The organism is Ancylobacter tetraedralis, assembly GCF_014195655.1.
GTDB classification, from domain to species: Bacteria; Pseudomonadota; Alphaproteobacteria; order Rhizobiales; family Xanthobacteraceae; genus Ancylobacter; species Ancylobacter tetraedralis.
In genome coordinates, this window is sequence record NZ_JACICD010000017.1 from 24,580 (window position 1) to 42,554 (window position 17,975).

Annotated in this window: 17 protein-coding genes; 6 read left to right on the top strand and 11 right to left on the bottom strand. The window is 68.8% G+C overall.

Features of this window, described 5'->3' with window-relative positions:
- Positions 1–89: 89 nt before the first annotated feature.
- Positions 90–911: an SDR family NAD(P)-dependent oxidoreductase gene (locus FHS55_RS22595; RefSeq protein WP_183192129.1), complete on the top strand. Its 822-nt coding sequence runs from the start codon at positions 90–92 to the stop codon at positions 909–911.
- 106 nt (positions 912–1,017) lie between these two features.
- Here FHS55_RS22595 and FHS55_RS22600 read toward each other — a convergent pair whose 3' ends face one another.
- From FHS55_RS22600 to FHS55_RS22630, 7 genes are all read right to left on the bottom strand, one after another.
- The gene (locus FHS55_RS22600; RefSeq protein WP_246340401.1) at positions 1,018–5,271 is read right to left on the bottom strand and encodes a translocation/assembly module TamB domain-containing protein; all 4,254 of its coding nucleotides are present in this window, start codon (positions 5,269–5,271) and stop codon (positions 1,018–1,020) included.
- 8 nt (positions 5,272–5,279) lie between these two features.
- Complete coding sequence (locus tag FHS55_RS22605; protein WP_246340402.1) at positions 5,280–7,283, bottom strand: autotransporter assembly complex protein TamA; 2,004 nt, start codon at positions 7,281–7,283, stop codon at positions 5,280–5,282.
- A gap of 297 nt (positions 7,284–7,580) precedes the next feature.
- Positions 7,581–7,880 carry a hypothetical protein gene (locus FHS55_RS22610; protein WP_183192131.1) on the bottom strand — a complete coding sequence of 100 codons (300 nt, stop codon included), beginning with the start codon at positions 7,878–7,880 and terminating at the stop codon, positions 7,581–7,583.
- Positions 7,881–8,272: 392 nt separating this feature from the next.
- Complete coding sequence (gene parA, locus FHS55_RS22615) at positions 8,273–8,914, bottom strand: ParA family partition ATPase (protein WP_183192132.1); 642 nt, start codon at positions 8,912–8,914, stop codon at positions 8,273–8,275.
- Positions 8,915–8,998: 84 nt separating this feature from the next.
- Complete coding sequence (locus FHS55_RS22620; protein ID WP_183192133.1) at positions 8,999–9,712, bottom strand: L,D-transpeptidase; 714 nt, start codon at positions 9,710–9,712, stop codon at positions 8,999–9,001.
- A gap of 154 nt (positions 9,713–9,866) precedes the next feature.
- Positions 9,867–10,466: a flavin reductase family protein gene (locus FHS55_RS22625; protein WP_183192134.1), complete on the bottom strand. Its 600-nt coding sequence runs from the start codon at positions 10,464–10,466 to the stop codon at positions 9,867–9,869.
- A 3-nt stretch (positions 10,467–10,469) separates the two neighbouring features.
- Positions 10,470–11,033 carry a nitroreductase family protein gene (locus tag FHS55_RS22630; RefSeq protein WP_183192156.1) on the bottom strand — a complete coding sequence of 188 codons (564 nt, stop codon included), beginning with the start codon at positions 11,031–11,033 and terminating at the stop codon, positions 10,470–10,472.
- A gap of 181 nt (positions 11,034–11,214) precedes the next feature.
- On the opposite strand from FHS55_RS22630, the gene FHS55_RS22635 reads away from it, so the two are divergent.
- Both FHS55_RS22635 and FHS55_RS22640 read left to right on the top strand, forming a co-directional pair.
- Positions 11,215–12,342 (top strand): hypothetical protein, encoded by a 1,128-nt coding sequence (locus FHS55_RS22635; RefSeq protein ID WP_246340403.1) that lies wholly within the window; start codon positions 11,215–11,217, stop codon positions 12,340–12,342.
- 126 nt (positions 12,343–12,468) lie between these two features.
- The gene (locus FHS55_RS22640; protein WP_183192135.1) at positions 12,469–13,614 is read left to right on the top strand and encodes a DUF2336 domain-containing protein; all 1,146 of its coding nucleotides are present in this window, start codon (positions 12,469–12,471) and stop codon (positions 13,612–13,614) included.
- A 37-nt stretch (positions 13,615–13,651) separates the two neighbouring features.
- On the opposite strand, the gene FHS55_RS22645 is transcribed toward FHS55_RS22640, so the two are convergent.
- On the bottom strand, positions 13,652–14,470 hold the full coding sequence (locus tag FHS55_RS22645; RefSeq protein ID WP_183192136.1) for an NAD kinase: 819 nt from the start codon (positions 14,468–14,470) through the stop codon (positions 13,652–13,654).
- Here FHS55_RS22645 and cutA point away from each other — a divergent pair.
- Positions 14,469–14,837: a divalent-cation tolerance protein CutA gene (gene cutA / locus FHS55_RS22650; protein WP_246340404.1), complete on the top strand. Its 369-nt coding sequence runs from the start codon at positions 14,469–14,471 to the stop codon at positions 14,835–14,837. The genes FHS55_RS22645 and cutA overlap by 2 nt on opposite strands.
- On the opposite strand, the gene FHS55_RS22655 is transcribed toward cutA, so the two are convergent.
- The gene (locus FHS55_RS22655) at positions 14,838–15,086 is read right to left on the bottom strand and encodes a DUF3297 family protein (RefSeq protein ID WP_183192137.1); all 249 of its coding nucleotides are present in this window, start codon (positions 15,084–15,086) and stop codon (positions 14,838–14,840) included.
- A gap of 198 nt (positions 15,087–15,284) precedes the next feature.
- On the opposite strand from FHS55_RS22655, the gene FHS55_RS22660 reads away from it, so the two are divergent.
- Both FHS55_RS22660 and FHS55_RS22665 read left to right on the top strand, forming a co-directional pair.
- Positions 15,285–15,740 carry a MarR family winged helix-turn-helix transcriptional regulator gene (locus FHS55_RS22660; protein WP_183192138.1) on the top strand — a complete coding sequence of 152 codons (456 nt, stop codon included), beginning with the start codon at positions 15,285–15,287 and terminating at the stop codon, positions 15,738–15,740.
- 50 nt (positions 15,741–15,790) lie between these two features.
- Entirely contained in the window at positions 15,791–16,207 is a 417-nt protein-coding gene (locus FHS55_RS22665; RefSeq protein WP_183192139.1) for a DUF1398 domain-containing protein, read from the top strand.
- 28 nt (positions 16,208–16,235) lie between these two features.
- Here the strand turns inward: FHS55_RS22665 and FHS55_RS22670 are convergent, their stop codons facing one another.
- Positions 16,236–17,228, bottom strand: a complete 993-nt coding sequence (locus FHS55_RS22670) for an MBL fold metallo-hydrolase (RefSeq protein WP_183192140.1) — start codon at positions 17,226–17,228, stop codon at positions 16,236–16,238.
- A gap of 107 nt (positions 17,229–17,335) precedes the next feature.
- Complete coding sequence (locus tag FHS55_RS22675) at positions 17,336–17,926, bottom strand: outer membrane beta-barrel protein (RefSeq protein WP_183192141.1); 591 nt, start codon at positions 17,924–17,926, stop codon at positions 17,336–17,338.
- Positions 17,927–17,975: the final 49 nt, after the last annotated feature.

Genomic DNA, 17,975 nt, shown 5'->3' on the forward strand with positions numbered 1-17,975 from the left:
GCCGGATGACTCATGCCGCTCGACAAGTTTTCATGACATGCATAATGAATACGCTGCGGTCGTGTGGCCGCCTCACACCGGAGAGAGCCATGAGCGCCTCGTCGCCTCCTTCATCGCTTGGAACCGCCCTCGTCACGGGCGCGTCCAGCGGCATCGGCAAGGTTTATGCGCAGAAGCTGGCCCGCCGCGGCTACGATCTCATTATCGTCGCGCGCAACCGTTCGCGGCTCGATGAACTGGCCACCGCCATCGCCACGGAGACCGGCCGCACCGTCGAGGTGCTGCCGGCCGATCTCGGCAAGGCCGAGGACGTCGCCGCCGTCGCCGCGCGCCTTGCCGATGATCCCGCGATCACGCTGCTGGTCAACAATGCCGGATCGGGCACCGAGGGGCCCATTATCGGCGCCGACCCGGCGAAGATCGACGCCATGCTCGACCTCAATGTCCGGGCGCTCACCCGGCTGGCGGTGGCGGCGGTCAACGCCTTTTCCGCGCGGGGCCGGGGGACGCTGGTCAACATCGCCTCGGTCGTGGCCATCGTGCCGGAACAGTTCTTCGGCGCCTATTCCGCCACCAAGGCCTATGTGCTGGCGCTCACCCAGTCGCTTGGCGCGGAGCTGAAGGACAGCCCGGTGCGCCTGCAGGCGGTGATGCCGGGCCTGACGCGCACCGAGTTCTTCGACCGCGCCGGGCTCGATATCAACGCGCTGCCCGCGCACATGGTGATGGCGCCGGAGGATCTGGTGGAGGCGGCGCTGCGCGGGCTGGAGGCCGGCGAGGTCTACACCATCCCCTCGCTGCCCGACGCGAGCGGATGGGACGCGTTGACCGCGGCCCGCATGGTTCTCGCCCCCGACCTGTCGCATGCAAGACCGGCGGCGCGCTACGGCCTCGCGGCTGCCGCCGAATAGGGATGTCGGCCAAGCCGGCCTGCCGAAGCGCGACGAAGGCGCTTCGAGACCGGCTCCCGGCGCCGTCCCGGTGAACCGTGGGTTCAGCGCGACGGCGCCCGGCCGCTCAATAATCCCACTGCGCGCCGATGCCAACCTCGGCGGCGCCATTGGCGCTGGTGGCGCCCTGCAGGCGGATGTTCTTGGTGACGTCGACATCCACCGTCACCCGGCCCGATCCCGGCGTCGTGCCCTGGCGCACGCCGAGATAGATATTGTCGTTGAGCCGCCGGCCGACGCCGACCTGCCCGCCCTTGCCGGTGGAATCGGTTCCCACATCGAGGCTGTCGACGCCGAGCGAGCGGCGCACATTGTTCAGCACGCCCGCGCCGCCGGAGAACTGGCCGATGGTCTGCGCCAGCTGCACCGCCTGCCCGGCATTGAGCTGACCGGCCGAGCGGCCGAACATCAGCCGCGACAGAACTTCGTCCTGCGGCAGATCCGGGGTCGAGGTGAAGCTGATCACCGGCTGCGAGGCCGGGCCGGTGATGAGGATGCGCGCCGTGACGTCGCTGCTGCTGGCCTCGGCGATGAAGTCGAGTTCCGGATCGCTGTTGCCCGCGAAGGTGATGCGTCCGCGCGTGAAGGTGAGGCGGCGCCCGCCGAAATCGAAGGTGCCGCGCCGCATCTCGAAGCCACCGGCCGTCACCGGCGCGCGCGTCGTGCCGGTGAGGCGCAGTTCGCCGCCGAGCTGCGCATCCACACCCAGGCCGCGCACGAACACGGTGTTGTTCGGTGCGGCCAGCACGAGATCGAGCGCCACGCCGTTGCGGTTCGCCGTCGGGGGCGTCCGGCGCTGCGCCTCGCGCTTCTGGGTGAAGGCCTTGGACGCGTTCACATGCCGCACGTTGAGGTTCTGCACCCCGCCCGGGAAGCGGTCGGGAATGTTGATGTCGAGCGCGCGCAGCGTGATGCGTCCGGTCAGCCGTGGCCCGTTGAGAAAGGCGCCCTCCAGCCCCACGCGGCCATCGGCCACGAGGCGAGCCAGATCGCTGTTGACCAGCGCGGCATTGGTCAGCTCGATGTCGATCCGGCCGGGGAAGCCGCCGGCGGGGTCGAGCGCGACCGTGCCGCGCCCGGTGACGCCGCCGCCATTGGTGGTGCGCGCGGTGAGCGAGGTGAGGGTGATGGTGCGGTCGGTGCCGGTCAGCACGGCGCTGATCTGGTCCAGCGCCACGCCGTTGACGCTGTCGTCGAAGCGCCCATTGCTGATGCGCACCGTGCCGCCCGCCCGCGGCGCGGCGGCGGTGCCACGCACATTGGCGTCGACATTGGCGGTGCCGGTGACATGCGAGCCGGTGGTGCCGAGCAGCGGGTTGACGATGGCGAGGTCGATGGCGCCGCGAATGGCCAGTTCGATCTCGCCGGCCGCCACCGGCACCGAGCCGGTGACAGTGAGCCCCTGCAGGTGCTGGCCGGCAATGGTGGCGCGCACGGTGGCGCGCCCGCCCGCCAGAGTGCCGCTGGCGGCGATGTCGAACGGTCCGGCACCGTTGCTGGCAATGTCCGGGTTGCTGAGCCGGGCGACACGCAGGTCGTAGTTGCCATTGGGCGCGGAAGCCGGGCCCGTGACCCGCGCCGACCCGGCGAGCGTGCCGGAGAGGTTCTGCCCCGGCGCGACCAGATCGACCAGTGAGAGCGGCAGCGCGCGCAGGTCCACGGTGAGGTCCAGCGTCTCGCCCGCCATGCCGGCGATGGTGACACTGCCACCGCCGGCCGCCAGTGCCAGCCGGTCGATGCGCACCGCGCCATTCGCCAGGGTGAAGGTGGTGGGCGCGGACATGGTGACGTTCACATTGGCGCGGCTGGCGGTCAGCCGGTCCAACCGCAGCTGCGCGCCGCCCGGCTGGGGCGAGAGGCGACCGGCGGTGCGCAGCGTGGTGTTCTGCGCCAGCGCTTCCACCACGAGGTCGGTGCCGGCCGTGTTACCCGTGGCCTTGATGCTGGCGGTCTCGACCACCAGTCCGGAAAGGTCGAGCCCCTTCAGGTCGGCCGTGCCATTGATCAGCGGCACGCCGAGCGGGTCGGTGACGGTGGCGTCGATCCGCGCGCTGGCGAGGCTGCGGCCGGCGAAGCGGATATTGGCCGCATCCCCCTTCGCGGCCACGCGCTGGCGCCCGTTCGCGACGTCGAGCGTCACGGTGGCATCGAGCCGGCCGCTGGCCTCCTGCAGCGTGAGCGCGGAGATGTCGGCGAGGTCGCCCGCCGCCACGGCGAGCGTGCCGGTCGCCAGATGCGCCGAGGAAAGGGTGATGTCGCCGCGCGCCGTGACCGAGCCGATCGCGACATCGAGCCCGCTCAGCTGGCGCGAGCCGTCCGCGCCGGTGGTCAGGCTGCCGGTGCCGCGCGCCGCCTTGCCGGCAATGTCGCCGGCGAGCTGGAAGCTGCCCGAGGGCGCGCCGGTAATGTCGCGGGCGGTGACATCCAAAGTCACGTTGCGCAGCGGGCGCGCCATGGCGGTGCCGTCGGGCACGCTCACCTTGGCGCTGACGCCGAGATTGTCGAGCGTGCCGGAGAAGGCGGCATCGGCGCTCAACGCGCCGCTCACCCGCGGGTCGAGCCGCGCGAGATTGTCGAGCGCGAGCTTGGCCGTGAGGTTGGCGACATCGCTGGCGATGCGGCCGTCCACCAGCAGGGCGAGGCCCTGCGTGTTCACCTTCATGTCGCGCACGGAAAGAGCATTGGCGCCGTCGCGGGCCAGCGCGCCCTCCACCTGCGTCTGCGAACCGAACAGGCTGTCGACCTGCGCGATGCCGGTGACGAGATCGCGGGCGCTGCCCTTCAGGTCGAGGCTGACGCGCGCGAAATCGGCGCTCGCCGCCACCTTGGCCGTCAGCGCGGCCTGTCCGGCGAGGGGCCGGCCGGCGAGCGGGGCGAAGGCGGCGAGGTCGAGCCGGGACACGTCGAGATCGCCGTCGATCGCCATGGCATCGGCACGGCCGTCGAACCGCGCGGTGAGCGCATCGAGCCGCATGGTGAAGCCGGTGAGCACCGGCTGCCCGCCCGCCGGCAGGGTCCCCGTCGCCGAGAAGCCGCCGGCGGTGCCGAGAGCGCCGGCCACCTTGGGATCCTGCGCGGTGAGGCCCTGGGCGTCGCCCTCCACCGTCAGCGCGAGCGTGCCGGCGCTGTCGGGCGTGGTGACGAGCCGGGCATTGACGGACGCCGCGCCATAGCCCGCACCGGCAAGCCCGTCCGCGTGCAGGCGGGCATCGATCGCGGGCACGCTGGCCGTGCCTTTCAGCGTGCCAGCGGCACGGGTGGCCCGCCAGCTTACGCCCGGCGCGAGCGCGGCGAAGCGGGCGGAATCGGGCGTTGTCGCCTCGAAAGTCAGGTCGAGCGCGCCGGAAGGCTCGACGGAGCCGTTCACCGTGGCATTGAGCCCGGCCGCCTTGGCGGTGAGGCTGTCGATCGTGGTGCGGCCGGCCGCGTCGACCCGTGCCGCGCCGGCCAGCTCGGTGCGACCCTCGAAGAGCGGACCGATGGCGGGCGGCAACAGGCGGGAGATGTCGGCGTCAATTCCGAAGGTCACGCGATGGCCGTTGGGCACGGCGCGGATGCCGGCGGCGCCCGAGGCCTGCGCGAGCGTGCCGGCCGTGAGGTTGAGATGCCCGTCCCAGGCGTCGATCGGCCCCGCGCCCGTCACCGTGGCGACGATTTCCGGCAGGCCGTCGAGCCCGGCGGCACGGGCGATTAGCCCGCCGGCCGGCTCGCGCGCGGCGATGTCGAGGTCGAGTTCGCGCGACTGCGGCCGATAGGCGGCCTTGCCGGTGATGCTGCCGGGCTGGTCCATGCGCTCCAGCGCAAAATCCAGCGAGAGGCCGCGTGCCAGCGAGGCGATGTCGGCCGTGGCCCGGAGCGCGAGCCGGGCGGCATGGCCGATCACCGGCTCGTCCAGCACGATGTCGCCCACCGCGAGCGTGGCGATGCGGATCGGCGGTACGAAGGTGGAGCCGTCATTGCTCGCGGCCGGGCTTCCGGTAGGAGCCAGAACGGGCCGGCGCGCGATGTGGATGCGCTCGGCCGTCAGGCGGGTGACATCGAACGTGCCACGGAGGAGAGCCAGCGGCCGCCACGACAGCGCGGCGCCTTCCACCGAGGCGAAGGGACCGTCGCGGTCCGCCAGTTCGACCGTGCCGACGCCGAGGTCGAACGGCACCAGCCCGGTAATGTCGCGGATCGTCACCTTGAGATCGGGCGAGGACACATGGGCGGACACCATGTGCGCCAGCAGCGCCTTGCCGGGCGGGGTCTGCAGCAGCCCGAAGGCGCCCGCCGCCGCCAGCAGCAGGGTGAGCAGCACGAACCCGAGAATTCTCACCATCCGCGCCATCAGAAAGCTTGCCCCAGGCTGACATAGAGGCCGAACGTGCCATCATCCGGTCCCGGGTTGAGCGGGAAGGCAAGATCGAGCCGCAGCGGTCCGATGGCCGTGTAGTAGCGCAGGCCGATGCCGGCGGAGTATTTCATCATGTCGAAATCCGGCCATTCCGACGCGAAGGCCGAGCCCATGTCGAAGAAGGGCACGATGCCGATCGTATCGGTCACGCGGATGCGCCCCTCAACGGAGGCCTCGAAGAAGGAGCGGCCACCGATGAGGATGCCCTCGGCATTGCGCGGGCTGGCCGACTGGTAGTCATAGCCGCGCAGCGAGCCACCGCCGCCGACATAGAAGCGGCGCTGCGGCGGGATGTCATAGAGCGAGGCGCCGAACACGCTGCCCGCCGCCACGCGTCCCGCCAGGATGAAGCGGCTCTCGTCGTCGAAGGCGTGGTAGGTGGAAAAGGCGCCCTTGAACAGGGTCGGCCCGCTGCCGGCATCGCCGAGATAGGCGAAGGGCTCCAGCGTGCCGGCGAAGCGCACGCCCTTGGTGGGGTCCAGCTCGTTGTCGGTCGTGTCGTATTTCAGGTCGAACGGAATGCCGACAATGCCGTAATCGCCGGAGCCATCCGCATCCTGCACATGCGACTGTTCGAGATCGAGGCTCACCTGCAGGCTGAGTTGGTCGCTGTAGCGGTGACGCACGCCGGCGATGAGGGTCACGGCCTCGCGCACATAGGCATTCGTCACCTCGCGCAGCACCGCCGCCTGGGCGACAAGGTCGTCCTGCGCGGTGAGGATGCCGGGCTTCATGAAGGAGGCGGAGACCTTGTAGCCGAATGGATCGGCATCCGGCACGGCCTCTGACTTTTCGCCGAACCACGAGGTCTGCGCGTCCAGTCGCAGCGTCTCGCCGCCGCCGAACAGGTTGCGATGTCCCCAGAACACGTTGACGGCGGAGCCGTCGGTCGAGGAATAGGTGGCGCCGAAGCCGACATAGCGCGACTTGCGCGGCTCGATGTCGAGGGTGATCGGCAGCGAGCCGTCGGGGTCGAGCTTGTCCGCCTCGTGGATGCGCACGCTGGCGATCGATTCATAGCCCAGCAGCCGCCGGCGCAGGCGGGTGAGCGCCTCCGGCGAATAGGGCGTGCCGGGCGCGATCTCGATGCGCTCCTCGATGAATCCGGGGGTGAGGAAGTCCGCGCCCTTCACCGTGAACTTGCCGAAGGTGGCCGCGGGGCCGGGCGCGACATGGAAGGCGACGTCGAGCAGCTTGGTGGCGTGATCGGCCACCACGTCCTTGTCGGTGACGCGGGCGAAGGGATGCCCGGAGCGGCGCAGGTTATCCACCAGCATGCCCTCGGCGCGCACCACCGAGGAGGCCAGCGCCGGCTCGCCCGGCATCAGCCGCAGCCGCGCCAGCGTCGGCGTGTCGGCGAGCGGGCGGCGCGTAGCGGCATCCAGAATGGCGATCTTGCCGAAATGGAACAGCGGGCCGGGGTCGATTTCGACGCGCACCGGCACCGGTCCGCGCGCGCGCGCAGCGTCCACAATCTCGAATATGTTGGGCGCGTCCGGGGCGTTGCCGGCAATGCGCAGGCGCACGGTGCCGGCATAAAAGCCCGAGGCATACAGCGCGGAGACGATATTGCCCTGGTCGGCGAGCGCGCGGCGCACCAGCCCGGCGGCACCGGAGGGCGGGCGATTCTTAAGAGTCTCCAGATCCGACGCCGCTTCCACGGCATTGCGCAGATCCCTGTCGCCGCCATTGACCACGATTTCGACCGTGTAGGGCGTGGCATCCGGCGCCTGCGGGCCCGATTGGGCGAGGCGCTGCGGATTAAACAGGCTGACGATGGAGTTGAGCAGGCTCGGCTGCGCCATTTCCTGCGGCGGCTCGGCGGCCCCCTGCGCAGGCGTCTGCGTTGGCGCTTGAGCCTGCGCCGACTGCCCCTGTGCCTGCGCACCACATACACCGGGAGCGAGCAACAGGGAGGCGGCGATTATCGCACGCATCAGCCAGTCAAGCTCTCGAGTCACGCCACATGCCAATTTCATTTACCCGTCGAGACGGACCGGGACCAGAGTACCGCGACGAATCGCGGAACCCGAGGAAGTCGCGAACCTACAGTCGCGGCTATGAATTTTGACTTGCCGAACGGAAAGCTCTCCCCTGATTGCCGTGACGAGCCGCACACGTCAACCGCGTGGCGGAAGGAAGCAACAGTTGGGCGGCAAAGAATGCGGCGGGCGCGGAACTTTCGTCCCGCGCCCGGCATCGATCATTGAAGGCACGCGAGGCGCCGAGCCGACTCAGTCGCCGCGCTGGTCCCGATCGACCTGCTTGGCGATGTAGGGCTCCACGCCCGGATTCTTGGGGTAGGGCGAGGGGCCGAGATAGGTGCCGGTCGCGTAGGGCTCCGGGACATAGCGCTGGGCCTCGTCCTGGGGCATGTAGCCGGAATTGCGCCCCTCGACGACCATGGGAGACGTATAGCCGGGCGCCGGCTGCGCGTAATGGGGCGCGGAATAGGTCTGCGCCTGGGCGCCGGCGGCAAAGCCCAGGGTGGCGATGGTGGCCAGGGCGGCGGAAGCAGCGATAAATTTGGTCATGGCATGTCTCCATTCTCATGCGTGGTGCGCTCGCCTCACACCACGAACTGGCGGAAGCGGCGCTGAGCCCGAATGTCAACGTCAGGCGAGCGCCGGGGTTCCCCCATCCGGCGGCATCTCGGGAGGTGCTTGAACAAAAGGTGCTAGCGTATTGAAAGAGCGGTATATCGCTGCCGCACGCCATTCCCTGCGTCCGGGATCGCGAGGCGCGCAGGCCCGGCGTCGAGCGCCGTTCCGCAAAAATACCACCGTGTCGAAGCCGTTGAAGGTGATGGCCACCTCGCGAAGGCGGCGCCTTCGCGCCGCGAACAGCATTCCCGGCACCTTCGCGCCGCGAGCCGCATTCCCGGCGGCGGGGGCGTCCCGGTGCGTGCGGCCGCGCCACCGGCGCCTCAGTCGCGCAGATGGGTTTTCAGTTCGGCGGCGAGTGCATCGACCTCCTCGGCGCCCTTGCTGCCGGGTGTGGTCTCCAGGATGGTCAGACCCTCGCCCATGCTCGCGGCGAAGTCGACGCGGTTGCCGAGCCGGGTGCTGGCGGCGGGATGGCCGAGCGCACGGATGGCCTCGGTGATTTCCTGCGTCAGTCCCGCGCGCGGCTGGGCGCGGTTGATGACCAGCAGCGAGGGCACGCCTTCCTTGGCCACCATGTCCAGTGTCGGCTGTGTGGCCCAGAGGTCGATGGGGGTCGGCTGCACGGGAATGGCGACGAGCGAGGCGACCTCGATAGCCGGGCGCGATTCGACGTCGGATTTCGGCGGGGTGTCGATGACGACGAAGTCATAATCACGCGAGAGCGATCGTGCCTCGCGACGGGCGCCCCAGCCGCTCGCGGTGCGGAAGGAGAGGCCGGTGCCGGTCTCGCCGAGCGTCTGCTCGCGCGCCTCGTACCATTCGCCGAGGCTGCCTTGCGGATCGCAGTCCAGCAATGCCACCCGTCCACCGCCGCGCCAGAGCGCAACGGCCAGATGTGCCGCGAGCGTCGTCTTGCCCGATCCGCCCTTTTGCTGGGCGATGGTAATGATTCGACCGCTCATGATGCTGTCTCCCGCCATGCGGAAGGTCGCATCGCAATCGGCGGGCGGCAACCCGTCTTAACGACGGAGCCGCCCGTCGAGAGGTCACGCTCCCGCGCGCGAACCCTGCACGACCACCTTGGTACCGACGGTGACGCGGCTGTAGAGGTCGATGGCATCCTGGTTGATCATGCGGATGCAGCCGGAGGAGACGTTGGTGCCGATCGTGTTCGGCTCCAGCGTGCCGTGGATGCGGTACAGCGTGTCCTTGCCGTTCTGCCACAGATACATCGCCCGCGCGCCCAGCGGATTGCGCAGGCCGCCGGCGACGCCCTGGCCGCTCTGCAGCTGGGAGAGCTGCGACTTGATGTCGGGCCGGCGGTCGATCATCTCCTTGGGCGGATACCAGTCCGGCCATTCCTGCTTGGAATTGATGGTGGCCGTGCCGGACCAGCTGAACCCTTCCTTGCCGACGCCCACGCCGTAGCGCATCGCCGTGCCGCCGGGCATCACGTAATACAGGAAGTGCTCGCGCGGATCGATGACGATGGTGCCGGGCGCCTCCGTGGTGGTGTAGGGCACTTCGCGCCGCAGATAGATCGGGTTGATCTCGGACGTATCGAAGGCCTCCACCGGGAAGCGATCATTCACCGGGCCATAATTGCTGGCCGGCGAGACGTTCATCGGCTGGATGGCGGCATAGCTGGAGACGGGGGACAGCGGCGCGCTGGCCGTGGTCGTGCGCTGGCATCCCCCCAGTGCAAGTGCGACGCCGGCGAGAGAAAAGCCGAGCACAGCACGACGATCTAGACCACGCATGTTTCAAAAGCCTCCAGCAATCCGTTCCCGGTACATTAATGCGTTTATGGTAAATAAGTTGTTGCCGTCGCCGTGAGATGGGTAAGAAACGGCCCTGCCGACGATCACTTTCGGTGTGATCCGGCACATCCGGTGTGATGAACGGCGCTTTCGCTCATGTCGGACGCGGGACCGAGCGCAGCGTCTCCACCCACGCATAGTCGAAATAGCCGCAGCGGGCGAGCGAGCGCATCCGGTCGGTGCGCAGCCGGCCGTCCTCGACATAGGCCTCGTCGACATGCACGCCGATCACCTCGCCATAGGTGATGTGCCGCCCGGTCGTCGCCCCGTGCCGGTCACGCAGTTCGGTGGTCTCGATCCACACGCATTCCAGCGCGCAGGGCGCGGCGGCGACGCGCGGCGGCTTGACCAGTCGCGACGGCGCGCGCTCCAGCTCGGCAAGGTCGAATTCGCTCTCCCCCGGCGGTATCGGCTTCGAGGAGAGGTTCACCGCCTCCATCAGTTCGAGCGTGGGAAGGTTGCAGACGAATTCACCGGTCGCCATCACATTGCGCACCGTGTCCTTCAGCCCGTGGCTGGAGAACATGACGATGTCGGGCGTTTCGCTCACCAGATTGAAGAAGGAATAGGGGGCGAGATTGGCCACACCGTCGGCGGAGAGGGTCGAGATCCAGCCGATCGGCCGCGGCGCGACGATGGCCTTGAGCGGGTTGTGCGGCAGTCCGTGATTGCGGCGGCGAGGCTCGTAGAACATGGCTCAGAACCTCGTGACGATATCCGCCAGCGGGGGCCGGGGGCGGTCCTCCTGCGGTCGCGCCAGCGTGCCGACATGCACGAAGCCGATAATGCGCTCGCCCTCGCCAAGCCCGAGGCCCGCCCGCACGCGCGGGTCGTAGGAGTACCATTGCGTGAGCCAGGTTGCGGCATAGCCGAGCGCGTGCGCCGCCAGCACCACCAGCGTTGCCGCCGCGCCGCCAGACAGCGTCTGTTCCCATTCGGGCACCTTGGCATGAGCATCGGCCCTGGAGACTACCGCAACGACGAGCGGGGCGTGCATCAGCCGGTTGCGCTCGATGGCCACGCGGTCGGCGTCGGCCTCCGGGTTGTCGTTGACGAACACCCCGGCGATGATCTCGCCGGCGCGCGCGCGGCCGTCTCCCTCGAACACGATGAAGCGCCAGGGGGCGAGCTTGCCATGGTCCGGCACGCGGGAGGCGATGGCCAGAATCTGGTCCAGCTCGGTGGGCGAGGGGCCGGGCGCCGCGAGGTCGAATACCTTCGGGCTCTTGCGCGTGCGGAGAAGCGTGAGTGCGTCGGTCATCATGGCCTTCCTTTGGGATCTGGCGGTAGCACGTCGCGCTCGCGCGACCAAGGCGCCGCCGCCAGAGAGGCGCCACACCTAAGGGTCTCGCCAAGTCGTGTCGTGTCGCCAAGTCGTGTCGTGTCGCCAAGTCGTGTCGCGCCGACTTGAATTCGCCCCTGTTTGCGGGCACCAAACCGGCATGCCGCATTCGCTTCGTTCCCGCGCCGCAACCGTCCTGTCTCCCGCCCGCATCCGCGCCGCCGGCGGGCTGGCAGGTCTCGTGCTCCTGCTGTCGACACTGCCGGGCGCGGCGCAGATCATCCCAACCACGCCGGCACCCGCGGCGACCATTGGACAGGCGATGCCCTTTGTCGGCACCACGCCGCCGGCCGGAACGGCCGGGCGGGCGTCGCCGGGTGGGGCGGCGCCCAATGTCGGCGGCTCCAAGCTGCCGCAGACCGCGCTGCCCGGCGCCGCGCTGGGCGATCCCCACACGATCCTGCCGCAGCCTCCGCCCGGCAAGGCGGCTATCGGGATGAGCGCGCGCTTCGGCCAAAAAGATCCGCTGGTGCCGAGCGGCCTCGTCTGGCGGGTATTCGCGGACCAGCCCGAGGCGTCGGGCGCCTATCCGCTCGTTGCCGAGGCGACGGACCCGGCTCCGGTGTTCTTCCTCTCGCCCGGCGGCTATGTCGTGCATGTCAGCTATGGCCTGGCCAGCGTGGCGCGCCGCATTGCGGTGGGTGGCGAGTCGCGCCGCGAGCAGATCATCATCCCGGCGGGCGGGGTGCAGTTGCATGCCGACGTGCTGGACAAGCCGATCCCGTCGCAGAAGGTGAGCTTCGACATTTTCGAGGGCAGCTTCCTGCAGGGGCGCACCTCCAGCCGGCCGTTCTTCCGCGGCGCTAATGCCGGTGATCTCGTCGTGTTGCCGGCGGGTGATTATTACGTGGTCTCGACCTATGGCGACGGCAATGCGGTGATTCAGGCCGATCTCACCGTCAGCCCCGGCAAGGTGACGGACGCCACGCTGCACCATCGCGCGGCGGAGCTGTCTTTCCGGCTGGCCACCTCGGCCGGGGGAGCGCCGATGCAGGACGTGCAATGGTCCGTTCTGTCGCCGGGCGGCGATGCGGTGAAGGAATCGGCCAATGCGCAGCCGGTCTTCATGCTGACCGAGGGCCAGTACACCGCCGTGGCGCGGCAGGACGGCAAGACCTATTCCAAGGACTTCAGCGTCGAGGCCGGGGTCAACGCGCCGCTGGAGGTGCTGGTGGGCGAGCAGGCCGCGCCCCCGAGCGTCAATACCGACGAGGGCAGCGGCGACTGACCTTCCGCCGTCGAACCGACGGGGGCGTGCGGCGGGCGCCGCATGCCGGGCGCGGTTATGGTCAACGCTTTCTTAAACAGCCCGATGTCATCATCGCTTCATTCGATGAGACGACGGGGACCTGCCATGATCGTGCGTCAGTTCTTGCAGTGGGCCCAGACGGCGCCGGACGAGGCGCGCGCGAAGGCGACGGCTGCCCTTGCCCAGGTCTATCTGCGCTCCGATCTCGGCGCCGTCGACCGCGCCGAGATCGAGGCGGTGCTGCCGCTGCTCGCCGCCGACATCTCGCCTCTGGTGCGCGCCGCGCTGGCCGGCGCGCTGAGCCGGCATCCGCTGGTGCCGGCTCATGTCGTGAGGATGCTCGCCGATCTGGATGGCGCTCCGGGCGAGGAAATGCTCGCGGAATCCCCCGTGCTGAATGCGGACGAACTGATCGGCTTCGCGATCGCCGGCAATGATGCGCGCCGGGCTGCCATCGCCTCGCGGGCGCGGCTGCCGGCGGCGGTTGCCGCCGTGCTGGCGGAAGTGGGCGATTCGCGTGCCTGTCTCATGCTGGTGTTGAATGCGGGAGCCGATGTTCCCGGTTTCGCGCTCGGGCGGATCGTGTCGCGCTTCGGCCATGTGAGCGAGATGCGCGAGGCGCTGCTGGAGCGGCCCGGCCTGCCGCCGGCCGCGCATCAGGCGCTGATCCGCGTGGTGGCGGGGGCGCTGTCGAGCTTTGTCAGCGAACGGCGCTGGCTCTCGCCGGCCGACGCCGCCCGTGCGGCCAGCGAGGCGTCCGAGCGGGAGACCGCGGGTGTCGCGCCGCGCGCGAGCGTTGCCACCACCGTGGACGTGCGCGCGGTGGTCGAGCAGCTGGGCCGGCGCGGCGCTCTCACGTCCGGGCTGGCCTTGCGGGCGCTGCTCTCGGGCCAAGTGCGCTTGTTCCTCGAAATGGTGTCGGTGCTCGCGGACCTGCCGACCGAACAGGTCGCCGCCATGGTGGCGGACCGCTCCGGCCACTCCTTCCGCACGCTTTATGACCGGCTCGGCCTGCCGCGCGGCGCCTATGTCGCCTTCCGCACCGCGCTGGAGCTGGTGCAGGACGAGAGCTATCTCGACGAGCAGGACGAGGCGCTCGGCCTCAAGCGCCGGATCGTCGACCGGGTGATCGGCCAGTACGAACATGACGGGCTTACGCCGGACGGTAACCGCCTGCTCGGCATCCTGCGCCGCTGGCGCAGCGAGGCGGAAGAGGGGCGCAGCCCGCGGCAGGGCGTCATCGCCGCCTGATGGGGCAGGCCGCCGCTAGCGGGTGAATGGTGGCGCGTCAGCCGAACTGCTCGCGCAGGATGCGCTCTTCCATGGAATGGTCGCGGTCGACCAGCATGGTGAGCGAGGAGCCGCGGTCGAGCCGTGCCCGCACGGCGACCACGTTGAGCACCTGGAAGTGGTCGGCCGTGGCGTTGACCGGGCGCTTCTCCGATTCCATCACCGCGATATCCACGCGCGCGCGGTCCGGCACCAGCGCGCCGCGCCAGCGCCGCGGGCGAAAGGCGGAGATCGGGGTGATGGCTAATAGCGGCGTGCCGATCGGCAGGATCGGCCCCTGCGCGGAGAGATTATAGGCGGTGGAGCCGGCGGGGGTCGCGACCAGCACGCCGTCGCAGATCAGCTCCTCCATGCGCACCTTGCCGTCGATGGCGATGCGCAGCTTGGCCGCCTGGTAGGACTGGCGGATGAGCGAGACCTCGTTGATGGCGGGGGCGCGATGCACCCGGCCGTTCACGTCGGTCGCCTCCATCATCAGCGGATGAATGACCACACGCTGCGCGGCGGCGATGCGCGCGGGCAGGTCCTCCTGCCGGTAGCTGTTCATGAGGAAGCCGACCGAGCCACGGTTCATGCCGTAGATCGGCGTGCCGGTGTCGCGGAAGCGGTGCAGCGTCTGCAGCATGAAGCCGTCGCCGCCGAGCGCCACGACAATATCCGCTTCCTCCGCCGCGCTGTTGCCGTACCGGTCGCTCAGCTGGACCATGGCTTTCTGGGCGTCGGGCGCGTCGCTCGCGACAAAGGCGATTCGGTCATATGCTTGCGGAGCGCCGGTATCCTCCAGCGATTCCGGTGCGGGGCGGGCGGCTTCGTTCATGAGCATGGCCCGGGACACGGGGGTGAGGATGGCGGCGCGGGGAAGCGGCTCCGGCACCGTGATGATCTACACGACCTGGCCCGGCGCCGTCGAGGCGGAAGCGGCCGGCCGGGCGATCGTCGCCGACGGTCTCGCCGCCTGCGTGAACATCCTGCCGGGAATGGTGTCGCTCTATCGCTGGCACGGCGACGTGGAGCGCGCGGAGGAGACAGTGCTGCTGTTCACCACCCGCGAGGACCTCGCCGAGCCACTCGCCCAGGCGGTGCGGGCCCGCCATCCCCAGGACACCCCCGCCATCCTCGTCCTGCCGGTCATCGGCGGCGACCTCGACTATCTCGACGGGATCGAGGAGGAGACGCAGGAATGATCAGGCCGCCGGCGGCTCGCGCAGATAGGGCTCGACCTCGCCCTTGAGCTTCACGGTCATCGGGTTGCCGGCGCGGTCCTTGGCTTTGCCGACCGAGACGCGGACCCAGCCCTCGCTCACGCAATACTCCTCGACATTGGTCTTCTCGACGCCCTTGAAGCGGATGCCGATGCCGCGCTCCAGCAGGGTCGCGTCGTAAAACGGGCTGGTCGGGTCGCTGGACAGGCGGTCGGGCAGGGTATCGGTCATATCTGTGCACTCATGCGGTTCAGGCTTCGTGGCGACACATAGCAGGCAAGCGGGATGGCCTCCAGTCCATGGAGGAACACGGGTCGCGGCGGGCCGGTGAAACGTGCCGCCCAGGGAGGGGCGTGCCCGTCGGGTCGAAGAGGATGGTTGACTAGGAAATCAAATGATGTAGTTTCCTAGTAAATCAAACGGTGACGCATGACCCTTCCCGCTTCCGAACTGACGGACCATCTCGGCTACTGGTTGCGCTACGTCTCCAACCACGTCTCCCACGCTTTCGCCCGCAAGGTGGACGCGCACGGCGTCACGGTCGCGGAATGGGTGGTGATGCGGCATCTGTTCGAGGTCGAGCGGCTGGCGCCGAGCCGGTTGGCCGAGCGGATCGGCATGACACGCGGCGCCGTGACCAAGCTGGCGGACCGGCTCATCGCCAAGTCCCTGCTCGCGCGGACCGCGGATCCCGCGGACGGACGCGCGCAGACGCTGGCGCTCACGCCCGCCGGCCGGGCCCTGGTGCCTCAACTCGCCGCGCTGGCGGACGCCAATGATGCGGAATTCTTCGACCATCTGGCGGCGGCGGAACGCACGGCGCTGCTGAATTTGCTGCGCGACCTTGTCGAACGGCACGGCCTGCGATCGCAGCCCGTGGAATGACCGCGCGCGAGCAGCACGCCTACGCAACATCAAGCTACAGGGAGGTCGGCATGACCGACGATTGGACCCGCATTGCCCAGACGACGATCGACGGTTCGGAATCCGACACGATTAGCTTTCCCGAAAGCGTCGCCCTCCTCAGGGATGCCGGCTTCGACGGCTACGCGGTCGATCTGCGTGCCGGCACACGCATTTTCTACCGGCCCAATGGCGAGGCGATCACCCTCGAAGCGGCGACCTCAAGGCCGGTCGCCGCGCGTTTCGATGCGCCGTCGGTAAGGGATGCGATCCGCGAGGCCCAGGAGAAGGTGCCGGGCTACACCTATCGCGGCTTCTGCGCCAAGGTAGCGGCCGCCGGCTGTGCCTTCTATCTCGTATCGTTTCCCGGCCAGCGCGTGCTCTATGTCGCCCGCTCGGGCGAAACGCATACGGAATATTTCCCCGGAGCACAGCCGGAGGCGAGGTGACGCCTCCGGCGCTGTCGCGATGCCGTGCTCAGAGCACCGGGTTCCACGTCGCCGGCACGACCCGGTAGCCATTGCCGGCCTTCTCGATGAAGCCGGTGGCCGGGAAGGGGTAGTGATAGCCGGTGAGCTGCAGGCGCTCGGTGGCGACCATGTCGTAGATGCGCCGGCGCGTCTCGATTGCCTTGGCCGGGTCCATGTCGAACTGCACCTGCCATTCCGGATTGGCGGCGAACAGGATCGGGATGTTGGTGGTGTCGGCCTGGATGAACAGCTTGTCGTTGCCCGAAGCGAGGACAAGCGCGGTGTGGCCCGGCGTGTGGCCGACCGCGTTGACGGCGGTGAGGCCGGGCACGACTTCCTTGTCCCACTCGTAGCGCTTCACGCGGCTGTCAATATCCTTGAACACGCGGCGGACATTCTCGAACGCCGCCTTGCGCCCTTCCGGCGCGCGGCTGATCTCGCCCTCGTCGGTCCAGTAGGCCCACTCGGCGGCGGGCACGAGGATTTCCGCATTGGGAAAGGCGAGCGCGCCCTCGGCGGTGCGCAGACCGTTGATGTGGTCGGCGTGGAAATGGGTGATGACCACGGAATCGATGTCCGCCGCTTTCACGCCGGCCCAGTTGAGATTGGCCGGCAGCTTGCCGACCGTGGAATTGCCGGTCTGCGGGCCGTTGCCGGTATCGATCAGGGTCAGCTTGCCGCCGCTCTGGATGAGCAGCGGGTTGAACTGGATCGACAGCGTGTCCTTGGGCTGGAAGCCGGCGGTCAGCGCGGCGTTGATCTCGTCGCGGCTGGCATTCTTCACGAAACCGTCCGGTAGCGGGAAAGTGCGCACGCCATCGTTCACGACCGTGACCTCGATATCGCCGACCTTGTAGCGATAGAGGCTGGGTACCTGCTGGCCGGCCGAGGTCTGCGCCCGCGCCGGCGTTGCGGTCAACGACAGCAGCGGCAGGGCGGCGGAGAGCACCGGCAGGCTGGCGGCCGCGGCGAGAAGCTGGCGGCGGGAGGTCTGGGTCATCTCTGGCTCCGTGATTGGCGGACCGACACGATCGGACGCGGCGCCGCAGGCTAGTGGCGTAACGTCAGGGGGTCACGACATGCCGCTTCACGTTCGGGTGAGCCCGCTCAGAAGCGGTAGCGGTACCCGATTTCAACGCCGGTATAGCTGGGATTGCCGTTCGACCAGTCGCGCTCGATGAACAGCGACACGCTGTTATGCGCGTCCACCTTGTAGCTCACGCCGGTGGCGACCTCGGGCGTGTCGTACTCGTTCGAGGTGTCGAAGGCGTTGCGGTAGCGCAGCCGGAAGATCGTCCAGCTCCATGTCTCGCTGATCGGAACGGCACCGGCGAGTGTCAGGTAATAATAGGGGAAACTGCGTGAATCTTCGGAATGAATGAAATGCTGGCCGATACCGACGGTGCCGGTCAGGGCAAGTTTGCCGAGTTCATAGGTGTAGCCGACGCCGAACTGCGCGTTGGTCTTTGAGTTCGATGTGCCGGCGGTGTCGTAATATTTGAGCGAGCCGGAAATCGAGACCTTGTTGTCGAAGGAATGCGCCGCGTCGATCTGCCAGTCCGTGCCGGTGGTGGCGTTGAAATCCTCCGGCCCACGCTCCGTCGTGAAGGTGCCGCCGATGCTGGTGTCACCCGCGCCGGCGGGGCTTGCGATGGCGAGCGCCACTCCGCCCGCCAGAAGGAACAGACCGTAGCGCATGATTGCAGCCCCCCTCGCTGAACGTGATGCTTCATGGATACCTGATTCC

Excerpts from the sequence above, each read along its gene's own strand:
- FHS55_RS22595 (WP_183192129.1), top strand. The coding sequence starts at position 90 with ATGAGCGCCTCGTCGCCTCCTTCATCGCTTGGAACCGCCCTCGTCACG.
- FHS55_RS22600 (WP_246340401.1), bottom strand. The coding sequence starts at position 5,271 with ATGGTGAGAATTCTCGGGTTCGTGCTGCTCACCCTGCTGCTGGCGGCG.
- FHS55_RS22605 (WP_246340402.1), bottom strand. The coding sequence starts at position 7,283 with ATGCGTGCGATAATCGCCGCCTCCCTGTTGCTCGCTCCCGGTGTATGT.
- FHS55_RS22610 (WP_183192131.1), bottom strand. The coding sequence starts at position 7,880 with ATGACCAAATTTATCGCTGCTTCCGCCGCCCTGGCCACCATCGCCACC.
- parA (WP_183192132.1), bottom strand. The coding sequence starts at position 8,914 with ATGAGCGGTCGAATCATTACCATCGCCCAGCAAAAGGGCGGATCGGGC.
- FHS55_RS22620 (WP_183192133.1), bottom strand. The coding sequence starts at position 9,712 with ATGCGTGGTCTAGATCGTCGTGCTGTGCTCGGCTTTTCTCTCGCCGGC.
- FHS55_RS22625 (WP_183192134.1), bottom strand. The coding sequence starts at position 10,466 with ATGTTCTACGAGCCTCGCCGCCGCAATCACGGACTGCCGCACAACCCG.
- FHS55_RS22630 (WP_183192156.1), bottom strand. The coding sequence starts at position 11,033 with ATGACCGACGCACTCACGCTTCTCCGCACGCGCAAGAGCCCGAAGGTA.
- FHS55_RS22635 (WP_246340403.1), top strand. The coding sequence starts at position 11,215 with ATGCCGCATTCGCTTCGTTCCCGCGCCGCAACCGTCCTGTCTCCCGCC.
- FHS55_RS22640 (WP_183192135.1), top strand. The coding sequence starts at position 12,469 with ATGATCGTGCGTCAGTTCTTGCAGTGGGCCCAGACGGCGCCGGACGAG.
- cutA (WP_246340404.1), top strand. The coding sequence starts at position 14,469 with ATGAGCATGGCCCGGGACACGGGGGTGAGGATGGCGGCGCGGGGAAGC.
- FHS55_RS22645 (WP_183192136.1), bottom strand. The coding sequence starts at position 14,470 with ATGAACGAAGCCGCCCGCCCCGCACCGGAATCGCTGGAGGATACCGGC.
- FHS55_RS22655 (WP_183192137.1), bottom strand. The coding sequence starts at position 15,086 with ATGACCGATACCCTGCCCGACCGCCTGTCCAGCGACCCGACCAGCCCG.
- FHS55_RS22660 (WP_183192138.1), top strand. The coding sequence starts at position 15,285 with ATGACCCTTCCCGCTTCCGAACTGACGGACCATCTCGGCTACTGGTTG.
- FHS55_RS22665 (WP_183192139.1), top strand. The coding sequence starts at position 15,791 with ATGACCGACGATTGGACCCGCATTGCCCAGACGACGATCGACGGTTCG.
- FHS55_RS22670 (WP_183192140.1), bottom strand. The coding sequence starts at position 17,228 with ATGACCCAGACCTCCCGCCGCCAGCTTCTCGCCGCGGCCGCCAGCCTG.
- FHS55_RS22675 (WP_183192141.1), bottom strand. The coding sequence starts at position 17,926 with ATGCGCTACGGTCTGTTCCTTCTGGCGGGCGGAGTGGCGCTCGCCATC.